The 14,466-nt window shown below is 58.9% G+C and carries 10 protein-coding genes; 5 read left to right on the forward strand and 5 right to left on the reverse strand.

Annotated elements, in window-relative coordinates:
- Positions 1-7: 7 nt before the first annotated feature.
- Together WLY71_RS18425 and WLY71_RS18430 are read left to right on the forward strand one after the other, a co-directional pair.
- Positions 8-3,652 (forward strand): transporter substrate-binding domain-containing protein, encoded by a 3,645-nt coding sequence (locus WLY71_RS18425; protein WP_347804678.1) that lies wholly within the window; start codon positions 8-10, stop codon positions 3,650-3,652.
- Positions 3,653-3,701: 49 nt separating this feature from the next.
- Positions 3,702-6,650 carry an HD domain-containing phosphohydrolase gene (locus tag WLY71_RS18430; protein ID WP_347804679.1) on the forward strand — a complete coding sequence of 983 codons (2,949 nt, stop codon included), beginning with the start codon at positions 3,702-3,704 and terminating at the stop codon, positions 6,648-6,650.
- On the opposite strand, the gene WLY71_RS18435 is transcribed toward WLY71_RS18430, so the two are convergent.
- Positions 6,651-7,133, reverse strand: a complete 483-nt coding sequence (locus tag WLY71_RS18435) for a GAF domain-containing protein (RefSeq protein WP_347804680.1) — start codon at positions 7,131-7,133, stop codon at positions 6,651-6,653.
- The gene (locus WLY71_RS18440; protein WP_134419132.1) at positions 7,130-8,020 is read right to left on the reverse strand and encodes an ATP-binding protein; all 891 of its coding nucleotides are present in this window, start codon (positions 8,018-8,020) and stop codon (positions 7,130-7,132) included. Before WLY71_RS18440 ends, WLY71_RS18435 begins: the two co-directional genes overlap by 4 nt.
- A gap of 166 nt (positions 8,021-8,186) precedes the next feature.
- On the opposite strand from WLY71_RS18440, the gene WLY71_RS18445 reads away from it, so the two are divergent.
- Positions 8,187-10,508, forward strand: a complete 2,322-nt coding sequence (locus WLY71_RS18445) for a hybrid sensor histidine kinase/response regulator (RefSeq protein WP_347804681.1) — start codon at positions 8,187-8,189, stop codon at positions 10,506-10,508.
- Here WLY71_RS18445 and WLY71_RS18450 read toward each other — a convergent pair.
- The 3 genes from WLY71_RS18450 to msrB all read right to left on the reverse strand — a co-directional run bounded on the left by WLY71_RS18450 (position 10,492) and on the right by msrB (position 11,935).
- Positions 10,492-10,953, reverse strand: a complete 462-nt coding sequence (locus WLY71_RS18450; RefSeq protein ID WP_008145868.1) for a MarR family winged helix-turn-helix transcriptional regulator — start codon at positions 10,951-10,953, stop codon at positions 10,492-10,494. The genes WLY71_RS18445 and WLY71_RS18450 overlap by 17 nt on opposite strands.
- Positions 10,950-11,435, reverse strand: coding sequence for a glutathione peroxidase (locus WLY71_RS18455; protein ID WP_008002671.1), 486 nt, complete (start codon positions 11,433-11,435; stop codon positions 10,950-10,952). Before WLY71_RS18455 ends, WLY71_RS18450 begins: the two co-directional genes overlap by 4 nt.
- A 104-nt stretch (positions 11,436-11,539) precedes the next feature.
- The gene (msrB, locus tag WLY71_RS18460) at positions 11,540-11,935 is read right to left on the reverse strand and encodes a peptide-methionine (R)-S-oxide reductase MsrB (RefSeq protein ID WP_046049240.1); all 396 of its coding nucleotides are present in this window, start codon (positions 11,933-11,935) and stop codon (positions 11,540-11,542) included.
- Between the two features lie 226 nt (positions 11,936-12,161).
- Here msrB and WLY71_RS18465 point away from each other — a divergent pair, with 226 nt between their 5' ends.
- Positions 12,162-13,373 (forward strand): pyridoxal phosphate-dependent aminotransferase, encoded by a 1,212-nt coding sequence (locus WLY71_RS18465; protein ID WP_046056560.1) that lies wholly within the window; start codon positions 12,162-12,164, stop codon positions 13,371-13,373.
- Positions 13,374-13,689: 316 nt separating this feature from the next.
- On the forward strand, positions 13,690-14,466 hold a 777-nt coding region (gene htpX, locus WLY71_RS18470), incomplete at its 3' end, for a protease HtpX (protein ID WP_347804682.1).

Here is a 14,466-nt window from a genome sequence, read left to right on the forward strand (position 1 = left end):
AGACAGGATGCCCAGTCGTATAAAGGATTATCTGTCACTCATGGCCGCAGGTTTATGCCTGAACACCTCAGTGGCCGTTGCGCAGACCGTCAGCGAGAACTACACCCTGATGAGTCGCTCGATGGCCGGACACCAGGAAGTCCAACTGGATAAATCACAACGACAATGGATTGAGAATAAACGGGAACTGATCCTTGGCACTTCAGCCCCGGACTACCCCCCTTTCGACCTGACCATCAGTGGTCACGACTACGAAGGTTTTACCGCCGATTACGCAGGTATCCTTGGCAAAACCACCGGTTTGCCAATCAAGGTTCTGCGCTTTGCGTCCCGGGAGGCCGCGATCGAGGCACTCGAAAGCGGCGAGATCGATTTGCTGGGTACCGCCAATGGATTCGAAGCTCACAACGCTGACATCGTACTTTCCACCCCCTACGCCGTAGACCAGCCGGTTCTGGTGACACGCGAAGGTGAAACCAGATCCTTGACCGATGGCCTGGCCGGTCTACGGCTGAGCATGGTGTATCACTATTTGCCACTGGAGGAGGTCAAGGCAATGTATCCGGGGGCGATCATCACGTCCTTTCCGTCCTACCAGAATGCAATCAATGCCGTTGCCTTCGACCAGGCTGATGTTTTTCTGGGTGACACCATTTCCACCCATTACATGATCAACAAGGGGTATCTGAACAACATCCGCATGGCCAACTTCGGCAAACACGAAGCACACGGTTTCAGCTTTGCCGTGCACAAGGACAACCCGCAACTGCTCGGGATCATCAACGCAATGCTCATGGCCATCCCCACCAGCGAACGAGACAACATTGCCAAGCGTTGGAGTGCCGGCAGTGACATGCTGCTCACCGATCAAAAACTGCAGCTCACCCACAACGAGGAGCGCTGGCTGGCGCAACACCCGGTAGTGCGTGTGGTGGTCAATGAGGCTTTTGCGCCGCTGACATTTTTCGACAGTGATGGCAACTTTCGTGGGGTTACCGCGGACTTGCTCGAGCTGATCAGATTGCGCACCGGTTTGCGCTTCGACGTCCGTCGCAGCCGCAGTGATGACGAGATGATCGAGCAGATCAGGGACAATAAGGCCGACTTGATCGCCGCCATGCTCCCCAGCGCCCAACGTGAAATGACGCTGAACTTCACCCGCCCCTATCTGCAAAACTCCTTTGTCCTGTTGACTCGCAAAGCCGCCGACAGCCCGACAAGCCTTGCGCAGTTGCAGGACAAACGCCTGGCAATTGCCCAAGGCAATCCCCTGGTGGATTACCTGCGCAACGAGTTCCCGCGGATCAGGCTGATTGAAACCCCGGACACGTTCAGCGCCGTGGAGTTGCTGGCCGAGGGCAAGGCAGAAGGTGCGGTGAACTCACTGGTGATTGCCAACTACTTCATCTCATCGCAACTCTTCGAGCAAACACTTCAAATCAGTACGACCATCGGTACCCGGCAGGCCGCGTTCTCCCTGGCCACAGGCCGGGAAGCCAAAGAACTGAACGCCATCCTCAACAAGGCACTGCTGAGTATTGCGCCGGAAGAACTGGGCATCATCAACAGCCGTTGGCGCGGCTATTCGGCGTCCTCGCAAAGTACCTGGCGCAACTATCACCGACTGTTCTACCAAATCGTCATCGGTGCCGGGGTGCTGCTGCTGATTTCCGTTGCCTGGAACGCTTACATGCGTCGCCAGATAAAGCAGCGTCAGGCAGCCGAGCGTGCATTGAACGATCAACTCGAATTCATGCGATCACTGGTCAACGGGACGCCTCATCCCATCTACGTGCGCGATCGCCAGGGACTGCTGCAAAGCTGCAACGACAGTTACCTGGAAGCCTTCTGCGCGAAACGTGAAGACGTGATCGGTAAAAGCGTCATGCAGGGCAACATGAGCAATGCGTTCGAAGCCCGGGAATATCAGGCCGATTACCAGCGCGTCGTAGCCGAGGGTATACCGCTGATTCTCGATCGCGCACTGCACATCGGCGGCCGCAGACTGACGATTTACCACTGGGTTCTTCCCTACCGTGATTCGAGCGGTGAAGTGCAAGGCATCATCGGCGGCTGGATCGACATCAGCGAACGGCGCCAACTGTTCGATGATCTGCGCTATGCCAAAGAGCGTGCCGATGAAGCCAATCGAGCCAAAACCACTTTTCTGGCAACCATGAGCCATGAGATCCGCACCCCGATGAATGCGGTCATCGGCATGCTCGAACTCACGCTGAAACGCATCGATCATAAGCACCCGGATCGCCCGGCCATCGATGTGGCGTACAACTCGGCGAAGGACCTGCTGGAGCTGATCGGAGACATTCTCGACATTGCACGGATTGAATCCGGACGGCTGAGCCTGAGCCCTGAACGGGTCAATCCAAGTGAAATCGTGGCCTCGGTGGTGCGGGTCTTCGATGGACTGGCGCGCCAGAAAAGTCTCCGGCTGCTGCTGGAATTTCGCCCTGCCAATCCGGGGTTTGATGTCCTGTTGGACCCGATGCGCTTCAAACAGGTGCTGTCCAACCTGGTGAGCAACGCCATCAAGTTTACGGAGCGCGGCCAAGTCAGGATCATCGTCGATCTGAAGCCGACCGCCGAGCCTGAGCGGGTCCGGATGCTGTTGCAGGTTCACGACAGCGGCATAGGGATCAGTGAACAGGATCAGCGGCGGTTGTTCGAACCTTTCGCTCAGGCCGATCACTCGGGGCAGTTAGCCAGAGGCAGTGCGGGGCTTGGGCTGGTGATCAGCCGCAGCCTGTGCGAAATGATGGACGGCAGCCTGCAATTGAGCAGCCAGCCGGGTGTCGGTACTCAAGTCGAGGTGTCGTTGCATCTGGCAACACTGCCGCTCGAGCAGAAGCCAGAGACTGTTGAAGCGCAAATCCACACCACGACGCCCCCCTTGAATGTTTTGGTGGTCGACGATCACCCCGCCAATCGCTTGCTCATGTGCCAGCAACTGGAGTTTCTGGGCCACCGATTCAGCGTCGCGCCGGATGGCCAGGCGGGATTTCAGGCATGGGAAGCCGAGCCGTTCGATCTGGTGATTGTCGATTGCAACATGCCGATCATGAACGGATACGAACTGGCTGGCGCCATTCGCCGGCATGAACAACAAACGTACCGCCCGCCTTGTACCGTACTGGGTTTTACCGCCAACGCACAACCGGAAGAAATACAACGCTGCAAACAAGCCGGGATGGACGATTGCCTGTTCAAGCCCCTTACCCTGACAGCCTTGAGTCAGTGGGTTGAAGGCATCAGGCCGAGCGTCCGCGATCCGGCGTTCAGTCTGCAAGGACTGCGTCTTTTGACCGGTGGAGATCCGGTATTGGACCAGCGATTGTTGACCGAACTGTTGAACAGCAACCGTCTGGACCGACAGGAATTGCTGGCGCTGTCCCCCTCCATAGAGCCTCAGTCATTTCTCGACGTCGCCCACAAAATCAAGGGCGCCGCCCGAATCGTCCAGGCCTCCCGGGTAATCGACAGCTGCGAGGCGCTGGAAAAGGCCTGCCATGAAGTGTTCCATCACGACGAAGTGGCCGAATGCAGCAAGGCTATAGAGCGCGCCATGCTCGAACTGGAGCAAGCGTTGCAGCAACAGATCGGCAAACACGACAAAAGCAGAATGACAGAGCCTTAACTATGCTTGGACGCTGAGCAGTGCGTTAACCATCATGGAGAGACCTGCAATGCCCAGCCCACTGCGCCCGGATCAACGGCGGTTTCCCCTGCACGTCCATATCAGCGTGATGTTCACGTTCCTGCTGTTGCTGACTGGCGTGGTGCTGGGCCTTTTCAACTACCGGCAAACCACGCAGATCATTCTTTCCAGCAGTGAAAAGCTCTTCAACCGCATCGAGCAGGACGTCCGTCTCGACCTGCACGCCACCTATGAGCCGATTCGCCATCTGCTGACCCTGCTGGCGGAATACCCGGCGACCCAGGCACCTGACCTGGAGCAACGCCTGACACTACTCAAACCCTTCAGCCAGTCGCTCAAGGACAACCCCGACCTGGCCTCGTTGTATCTGGGCTATGGCAATGGTGATTTCTTCATGGTTCGGCCCTTGCGAACCCCCGAGCTGAAAACGCTCCTCAAGGCACCGGACACTGCGGCTTATCAGGTGTGGAGCATTGAACGAACAGGCAACAGCGGTCAGGTCCGCTCCCAATCATTGTTTTTCGATCAAGATCTGGCCCTCATCAGCCGCCAGGACAACCCCGACGAAACCTACGATCCGCGAATCCGTGCCTGGTATGCCAACGCCCGCAGCGACAGCGATCAGATCACCACCGAACCCTACATTTTTTTCTCCACCCACAATGTCGGCACTACCCTGGCCTGGCGCGGTGGCGAACAGGCTGTCATGGGTGCCGATCTGACACTGGTGGAACTCTCCGCAACCTTGGCCAAACATGTCGTGACCCCCAGTACCGAAATCGTGCTGTTCGATGCTCAAGGGAATGCCATCGCGTATCCCGACAGCAGCAAACTGATCATCGACGATCAGACTGCCCGCCTGATCAAAGCCGCCGACCTGAGCCCCATCCTCGGCGCATTGCTCAACAATCCCCCCGCAGGTAATCGCCTGGATGTCGCCGGTCGTCAATGGATCGTTGCCCGCAGCCGCATGCAAGAGGGCGGCCCCCAGGGGCTGCAACTGGCGCTGCTGGTGCCGGAAGATGAGTTACTCGTCGATGCCTACCGCATGCGCTGGCAAGGCGCGCTGATTACCCTGGCCACGCTGTTGCTGTGCCTGCCGCTGGGCTGGCTGACCTCGCGAATTCTGGTCAAACCCCTGCGCGCGCTGGTAAAGGAGGCCGATGCGGTTCGCAGTTTCGACTTCAACTTTCCGGCCTCACGTCGCTCTCCCGTGCTCGAAGTCGACCAACTGAGCGCGTCGATGACACGTATGAAAGACACCCTGGCGAGTTTTTTCCAGATCACCGACAGCCTGAGCGCCGAGACTCGCTTCGCACCCTTGCTCGAACGGGTATTGTTTGAAACCGTCAAAATCGGCCAGGCCCAGGCCGGTCTGATCTACCTGCGCGAAAGTGACGGCGATCGCATGGAGCCCCATGGTCTGGTCATCAACGGCATCTCACAGACGTTGCCGTCGTTTGATCTTCAAGGACACGAACTCCAGGCTCCGCAAAGCCCTGCATGGCTACAACAGCTGTCGAATGCCGACAACGTCGTCACCACGCTTGGTTTTGAACAGGCCGGGGATTTGCAGAAGGTGTTGCTTGCGCTGGAGTGTCCCCGCGTTCACCTGATCGGCATTCGGCTGCACAATCGTCATAACGAAACCGTGGGCCTGCTGATCCTGCTGTTGGCCGATACGGGCAACCAGAGCGATCTGGAAAAACTTCGTCCGGACCGCATCGCGTTCCTCCAGGCCGTGTCCGGCGCGGCCGCCGTGAGTATTGAAAGCCAGCGTCTGCAAGCCAAACAAAAACAACTGCTGGATTCCTTCATTCAACTGCTGGCGGGGGCGATTGACGCCAAAAGCCCCTATACCGGCGGTCACTGCCAGCGAGTGCCGGCGCTGACCCTGATGCTCGCTCAAGCTGCCGCTGCCAGCCAGGACCCGGCCTTCAGTGGCTATCAACCCACCGAAGATGAATGGGAAGCGCTGCACATCGCCGCCTGGCTGCACGACTGCGGCAAGGTCACCACTCCGGAATATGTGGTCGATAAAGCCACGAAGCTGGAAACCCTTAACGACCGTATTCACGAAATCCGCACCCGCTTCGAAGTGCTCAAGCGCGATGCCTGGATCAGCTATTGGCAAGCCATGGCCCTGGGCGGTAACGAGCAGCACCTGGCCGAACTGCGCAACGCCACGCTGGCGGGGCTGGACGATGACTTCGCGTTCATTGCCCGATGCAACCTGGGTGGCGAGGCGATGGCCGAGTCCGACCTGCAACGCCTGCGCAGCATCGCCCAACGCACCTGGACCCGAACCCTGGATGACCGGCTGGGCGTTTCCTGGGAAGAGAACCGGCGTCAGGCGCGGACCCCGGCTCCGACACTGCCGGTCAGCGAGCCATTGCTGGCGGACAAACCCGAGCACCTGTTCAAACGGCCCGAGGCCGAACTGATTCCGGAGGATAATCCGTGGGGGTTCAAGCTCGATGTACCGCCCTACAAGTACAACCGGGGCGAGCTCTACAACCTGAGCGTTGCCCGAGGCACCCTGACCCGCGAGGAGCGTTACATCATCAATCACCACATGGTGCAGACGATTCTGATGCTCAGCCACCTGCCCTTCCCCGGCCACCTCACCAACGTCGCGGAGATCGCCGGCGGCCACCACGAGAAAATGGACGGCACCGGGTATCCCAAACAGTTGAAGCGCGAAGAAATGAGCCTGCCGGCGCGGATGATGGCGATTGCCGATATTTTCGAAGCACTGACCGCCGCCGATCGCCCCTACAAGAAAGCCAAGTCCTTGAGCGAAGCGCTAGGCATCATGGCAACCATGTGCCGGGATGCCCACATCGATCCTGAGTTGTTCGGGCTGTTCATCAACGCGCAAATCTACTTGCAGTACGCCGATCGATTCCTCGATCCCCAACAGATTGATGCGGTTGATCCGGCAAGCCTGCTGGTCAAGGCAGGCTTGAGGGCATGATCAGCAGTCGGTCAGGCGCAGGAAGATCGCCGCCAATTGCTCGATACCGGCCTGATCTTCAGCGGTAAAACGCGCCAGTTTCGGGCTATCGAGGTCCAGCACGCCGATCAGGCGACCGTCTTTGACCAGTGGCACGACCAGCTCGCTGTTCGACGCGCTGTCGCAAGCGATGTGTCCGGGGAACGCGTGCACGTCCTCGACCAACTGGGTCTGCAAGGTGGCCGCCGCCGCTCCGCACACCCCCCGGCCGAACGGAATCCGCACGCAGGCGATTTGTCCCTGAAACGGGCCAAGCACCAGTTCTTCGTTGCGATTGAGGTAGAACCCGGCCCAGTTCAGGTCATCGAGCAGGTTGAACAGGAACGCAGAAAATTGCGCGGCGTTGGCAATGAAATCCCGCTCGTCCGCCAGCAATGACTCCAATTGCGCCCACAGCATGCCGTAGCCTTCGAGGCCCTGGCCGCTCTTTTGTAAATCGATCATGCCTTGTGCTCCAACAGCTTCAGCCCGACCCAATAGCGGGCAAATTGATACGCGCAACGTCCGTTGCGATTGCCCCGGCCCGTAGCCCAGCGCACCGCGAGGATGTCCAGTTCTTCGTCTCGCTGCCACTTGAGGCCCGCCTTGTCGGCCAGTTGACCGATCCAGTGTTCGACGACGTTGAGGAAGTGCTCCTGGGTAAACGGATAGAACGACAGCCACAATCCGAAACGGTCTGACAGCGCAATCTTGTCCTCCACCGCTTCGCTGGGATGGAGTTCGCCATCGACCCTTTTCCAGTTTTCGTTATCGCTTTCCTTTTCCGGGACCAGATGGCGACGGTTGGACGTGGCGTACAGCAAAACGTTATCCGGCGCCTGTTCGAGAGAGCCGTCGAGCACGCTCTTGAGCACCCGGTAATCGCCTTCGCCCGACTCGAACGACAGGTCATCGCAGAACAGCACGAAACGCTGGGGCAGCTTGGCGATCTGTTCGACCACTCGCGGCAGGTCCGCCAGGTGATCGCGTTCGATCTCGATCAGCCGCAGACCGGCCTTGGCGTGTTCGGCCAGCAAGGCGCGCACCAGCGACGATTTACCGGTGCCGCGCGCGCCCCAGAGCAATGCGTGGTTGGCCGGCATGCCATCGAGGAACTGCTGGGTATTTCGCCCCAGTTGCTCCAGTTGCCGGTCGACACCGATCAGGTCGGACAAACGCATGTCGAGGCTGACTTCCAGCGGCAACAGAAATCCGCTGCGCCCCTCGCGTTGCCAGCGCGCGGCAAGGCAATGATTCCAGTCGATAACTTGCCGAGGGGTGGGCAGCAACGGTTCGATACGAGCCAAAACGGCATCGGCGCGTTCAAGAAAAGCATTTAATCGGGAATCCACGTCTTCTCCTCGGGCACGTTCACAGTAATGATGGCGATACAGCGACGAAACACAGCGTTCGGTGTTCGGTTCACCCCTTTGCACAAGGGCTCGCGAGAACATCGGTATCCATGCATGATCGACTATGCTTGAGCAGCGAAGGGAAACGGAAGTGGTTCAACACCCCATGGATATCAAGTTCACCAACCGGCTGTCCTACAAGCAAGCCAGGCTTACTGTGCTGGTCGGTTTCATTCTGGGCACGCTGCTCAGTCTGCTGCAAATAGGCATCGATTATGCCAGTGAAGACGCCTCCATCAACCGAGAAATCCTGTCTTTGCTGGAAATCAGCCACAACCCCGCGTCCCGCATTGCCTACAACATCGACGCCGAACTCGCTCAGGAACTGACCCTGGGCCTGTTGCGCTCGCCGGCGATCATCGGCGCGCAGTTGACCGACAACACCAGTACCGTGCTCGCCAGCGTCAAACGCCCGGGCGTGCAAAGCGGTTATCGGGTGATCAGCGACTTCCTGTTCGGCGCCAACCGGCAGTTCGAAGACCGTCTCTACCTGGATCACTTGCCGACCGAATCCCTCGGCACCCTGAGCCTGGACGTCGACACCTATTCATTCGGCAACCGGTTCCTGCGTCGGGCCGAGGTAACCCTGCTCAATGGCTTCGCTCGCAGCCTGCTGCTGACCGGCATCCTGCTGGCGCTGTTCTATGTGATGCTGACCAAGCCGTTGGTGCGGGTCATCCGTGAACTCAGCAGTCGCGATCCGCGCAGCGCGGAGTCGACGTCGCTGGAGTGTCCGACGGACCATGAAAACGATGAAATCGGTGTACTGGTCAAGGTTGCCAATCAACAATTCGAAAACATCGCCACCGAAATCCAGCAGCGACGCAACGCCGAAAACCGCCTGACTGACTACCTCGGGCAACTGGAGAACATCGTCTCGGCCCGCACCGCGGAACTCAAGGCGATCAACTCCCGGCTCAGCCAATCCAATGAGGAACTGGAAGTCGCCCGCAGCACCGCCCTGGACATGGCCGAAGCGCGCTCGGTGTTCCTGGCCAACATGAGCCACGAGATCCGCACGCCGCTCAACGGTCTGCTGGGGATGATCGCGCTTTCCCTGGACGGCCCGCTCAACGCCGAGCAACAGCAACAGCTGTCCATCGCCCATGACTCGGGCAAAGTACTGGTGGAACTGCTCAACGATATTCTCGATTTGTCGAAGTTCGATGCCGGCCAACTGGAGCTCGAACATATTCCGTTCGACCTCGGCTCGCTGATCGAAGACACCGCCAACCTGCTGTCGCAAAACGCCGCGCCGAGTGTCGAGCTGAGCTGCCTGATCGACCCGCACTTTCCGGCCCTGGTGCTCGGGGATCCGACCCGGGTCCGACAGATCGTCAGCAACCTCTTGTCCAACGCCCTCAAGTTCACCCGCTTCGGTCGCGTCGATGTGCGCCTGTCGACGTTCGAGGACGGCGTCAGAATCAAAGTCTGCGACACCGGCATCGGTATCGCCCAGGACGCCCAGGTCAAGATCTTCCAGCCCTTCACGCAAGCGGGTGCCGGCATTACTCGGCAATTCGGCGGGACCGGGTTGGGCCTGGCACTGACCTACAACCTCTGCGAAGCCATGCAAGGGCGCCTCACCATCAGCTCGGAAGCAGGCTTTGGCAGCCAGTTCTGTGCGGATCTGCCGCTGCCCAGCCACACCCGCGCCCTTCCCCCGGCCTCTTTACAGGGCAAGGTCATCGCAATCACCGCCGCCAGCAGCGGTCTGGCAGAACTGTTGAACAGTGTGTTGCCCGGCTGGGGGCTCGACTATGAGCAGCGTTCCATCGATGACTCATTGCTGGGCCTGAACCCGGATGTGCTGATTACCGATTGCCCCGAATGCCTGTTTGGCCTGCGCCCCTCGTGTACAGCCCCCATTCTGCTGGTCAGCGCTTACGGCAGTTTCATGCCCAGCGAAGAAGCCATCGCCCTCGCCCCTTTGCAACAACAGGCGCGGCCTCTGGCGCGCAACGCGCTGTACCAGACACTGCGGCGAACCCTGCAGCCGGAACTCAACACGATCAACGGTGCCCGGCTCGACGCCCTCTCCCCACAACGACGCGGACGCGTGCTGCTGGTGGAGGACAATCCGGTCAACCAACTGGTGGCCAAGGGGATGCTCGGAAAACTCGGTTGCGAGGTGATTGTCGCCGGTCACGGTGGCGAGGCGCTGGATCAGCTGGAGCAGAGCGAATTCGATCTGGTGCTGATGGACTGCAACATGCCGGTGATGGACGGCTACGAGGCCAGTCGGCAAATCCGTCGCAGCGGACGCTGGCCACAGCTGCCCATCGTCGCCCTGACCGCCAACGCCATGTCCGAAGAGCGCGAACGCTGTCGTGCGGCAGGCATGAGCGATTACCTGGCAAAACCCTTCCGCCGGGAAGAGTTGGCTGCCCTGCTGGACTTGTGGGTCCCTACTACGACAGTGCTTTGATTTGCCCCAAAAGGTGATCAAGGCCATCGCGCAGATCATTCAGGCGATCCAGATCCACACCGCTGTCGCATAACAGACGGGCTTTGAGCGGCCCGACCTGATCGCGCAAAGCCTTGCCGGTTGGCGACAGGCTCAAATGCACTTCACGCTCGTCCCGCGCCGAGCGCTGACGCTGAACCAGTTGCAGTTGCTCAAGACGCTTGAGCAACGGCGTCAGCGTGCCGGAATCCAGTGCCAGGCGTTCGCCCAATGCCTTGACCGTCGGTTGCTCAGGGGCCGCCTCCTGCCATTCCCACAACACCAGCATCGCCAGGTATTGCGGGTAGGTCAGGCCTAGCTGATCGAGCATCGGCTTGTAGGCGCGGATCACCGCCCGGGAAGCGGCGTACAGCTTGAAGCACAGTTGACTGTCAAGCTTCAGGGAATCGACTGACAAGGTGTTCATTTGAGCAGGGCTTCGATCTCGCGGGTCAGGTCCTGCGGCTTGGTCGCGGGGGCGAAGCGCTTGACCAGCTGGCCATCCTTGCCGATCAGAAACTTGGTGAAGTTCCACTTGATGCCTTGGGAACCCAGCACACCCGGCGCACGCTTTTTAAGTTGAACGAACAGCGGATGGGCACCGGCGCCATTGACTTCAATCTTTTTGAACAGCGGAAAACTGACGCCGAAGTTCAACTCGCAGAACTCGGAAATCGCCCCTTCGTTGCCTGGCTCTTGCTTGCCGAACTGGTTACACGGAAAACCCAGCACCACCAGACCTTGATCCTTGTAGGTCTGCCACAACTCTTCAAGGCCTTTGTACTGCGGGGTGAAGCCGCATTTGCTCGCGGTATTGACCACCAACACGGCCTTGCCGGCGAAATCCGCCAGGGTCTTTTGCTCACCCTTGATTGTGGTGCAAGGGATGCTCAGCAGGTTGTCGCTCATGGTTCGGACTCTAAATGAGGGAAGATGAGACAAACATAGCGAGCAATTGAATTGCGTGCAATTTAAATATCCGAAGGGCGATCATCGGATCGCCCATTGGCTTATTACCCGCGGGGTACCAGGTCCAGGCACACCGAGTTGATGCAATAACGCAGGCCGGTCGGCGGCGGGCCGTCCGGAAACACGTGCCCCAGGTGAGCATCGCATTTGGCGCAGACCACTTCGGTGCGGATCATGCCGTGGCTGACGTCACGGATCTCGACCATGGCGCTGTCACCGATCGGTGCATAAAAGCTCGGCCAGCCGCAGCCGGAGTCGAATTTGGTCTTGGAATCAAACAGCGGCTCGTTGCAGCAGATGCAGTGGTAAATGCCGTCGACCTTGCTGTCGTTGTATTTGCCGGAGAACGGCCGTTCGGTGCCTTTGAGGCGGCAAACGTTGTACTGCTCCGGATCGAGCATCGCCCGCCATTCTTCCAGGGTTTTTTCCAACTTTTCCATCATCACACCTCAGCAGTTGAAAAAGCCCGATCTGTACCTTTTCCACGGATCGGGCGGCACGTATGATTGCGCCTCGTCAAACGCCAGTCTGGCAGCCAGACCACGCGCATTCAAACGGATTTATGGGTGCTGCCTCTCAAGGCGCCAGGCCTGTGTGAATACGCAGGATTCCCAGCACGGTCGTTCATACGCCGCCTGGATCGTTCATTTTCAGGAACACATCGCCATGCAGGTCAGCAAATCGAACAAGCTCGCCAACGTCTGCTACGACATTCGCGGCCCAGTGCTCAAGCACGCCAAACGCCTGGAAGAGGAAGGCCATCGCATCCTCAAGCTGAACATCGGCAACCCGGCGCCTTTTGGTTTCGAAGCGCCGGATGAAATCCTTCAGGACGTCATCCGCAACCTGCCGACCGCCCAGGGTTACAGCGACTCCAAGGGCCTGTTCAGCGCCCGCAAGGCCGTGATGCAGTACTACCAGCAAAAGCAGGTAGAAGGCGTCGGCATTGAAGACATCTATTTGGGCAACGGCGTTTCCGAGCTGATCGTGATGTCGATGCAGGCCCTGCTCAACAACGGCGACGAAGTGCTGGTGCCGGCCCCGGACTACCCGCTGTGGACCGCCGCGGTGAGCCTGTCGGGCGGCAACCCGGTGCATTATCTGTGCGACGAGCAGGCCAACTGGTGGCCGGATCTGGCCGACATCAAGGCCAAGATCACTCCGAACACCAAAGCACTGGTGATCATCAACCCGAACAACCCGACCGGCGCGGTGTATTCGAAAGAAGTCCTGCTGGGCATGCTGGAACTGGCTCGTCAGCACAACCTGGTGGTTTTTTCCGACGAAATCTACGACAAGATTCTGTACGACGATGCCGTGCACATCTGCACGGCTTCCCTGGCGCCAGACCTGCTGTGCCTGACGTTCAACGGTCTGTCCAAGTCTTATCGCGTCGCGGGTTTCCGTTCCGGCTGGATCGCCATTTCAGGCCCTAAACACCACGCCCAGAGCTACATCGAAGGCATCGACATGCTGGCCAACATGCGCCTGTGTGCCAACGTGCCGAGCCAGCATGCGATCCAGACCGCGCTCGGTGGCTATCAGAGCATCAATGATCTGGTATTGCCCAACGGACGACTGTTGGAACAGCGCAATCGTACCTGGGAACTGCTCAACGACATTCCCGGCGTGAGCTGCGTCAAGCCAATGGGCGCGCTGTATGCGTTCCCACGGATCGACCCGAAAGTCTGCCCGATCCATAACGACGAGAAATTCGTGCTCGACCTGCTGCTGTCGGAGAAGCTGCTGGTGGTGCAAGGCACCGCCTTCAACTGGCCATGGCCGGACCACTTCCGTGTGGTGACCCTGCCGCGCGTGGACGACCTGGACATGGCCATCGGACGTATCGGCAACTTCCTCAAGTCCTATCGCCAGTAACCTGCCTGTCACCGTGCGACGCTTGCGCAAGTCGCACGGTGATTGATTCAGCAACATTTTTTTGCGCCCTGCCGAACATCGCTTCTTCAATCGCTGACTGATGACTCGTTGAGTGCTCGCGTCTAACAACGGCGGGGCTTACGACGTTAATTGGCTTACAAACGCTTCCCGCATCGACGTCGGAAATGCCCTTCAAGCAGCTAGACTGTTGCCGTAGGACACAGTTTGAAATAGTCACCCGGTTGAATAGCCCGGGTCAGCACCTTATATACCCCGCAGTACGCTACATCTTTAGCATGAGGAGATTTCTACAACCATGATGCGCATCCTGCTGTTTTTGGCCACTAACCTGGCGGTCGTGCTGATTGCCAGCATCACCCTGAGCCTTTTCGGCTTCAACGGGTTCATGGCGGCCAACGGGGTTGATCTCAACCTCAATCAGCTGCTGATTTTCTGTGCGGTCTTTGGTTTCGCCGGTTCGCTGTTCTCGCTGTTCATCTCCAAGTGGATGGCGAAGATGAGCACCAGCACCCAAATCATCAGCCAGCCGCGCACACGTCACGAGCAATGGCTGCTGCAAACCGTCGAGCAATTGTCCCGGGAAGCCGGGATCAAGATGCCCGAAGTCGGTATTTTCCCGGCCTACGAGGCGAACGCCTTTGCCACCGGCTGGAACAAGAACGACGCGTTGGTCGCGGTCAGCCAAGGGCTGCTCGAGCGTTTCTCGCCAGATGAAGTGAAGGCCGTTCTGGCCCACGAAATCGGCCACGTAGCCAATGGCGACATGGTCACCCTGGCATTGGTCCAGGGCGTGGTGAACACCTTCGTGATGTTCTTCGCACGGATCATCGGCAACTTTGTCGACAAGGTGATCTTCAAGAACGAAGAAGGCCAGGGCATCGCCTACTACGTGGCAACCATCTTCGCCGAACTGGTTCTGGGCATTCTGGCCAGCGCCATCGTCATGTGGTTCTCGCGTAAACGCGAATTCCGTGCAGACGAAGCCGGTGCTCGCCTGGCCGGCACCGCCGCAATGATCGGCGCCCTGCAACGCCTGCGTGCGGAACAGGGGCTGCCGGTGCACATGCCGGAC

Origin of the sequence: Pseudomonas rossensis, from assembly GCF_039888995.1 — a bacterium.
Taxonomy (GTDB): domain Bacteria; phylum Pseudomonadota; class Gammaproteobacteria; order Pseudomonadales; family Pseudomonadaceae; genus Aquipseudomonas; species Aquipseudomonas rossensis.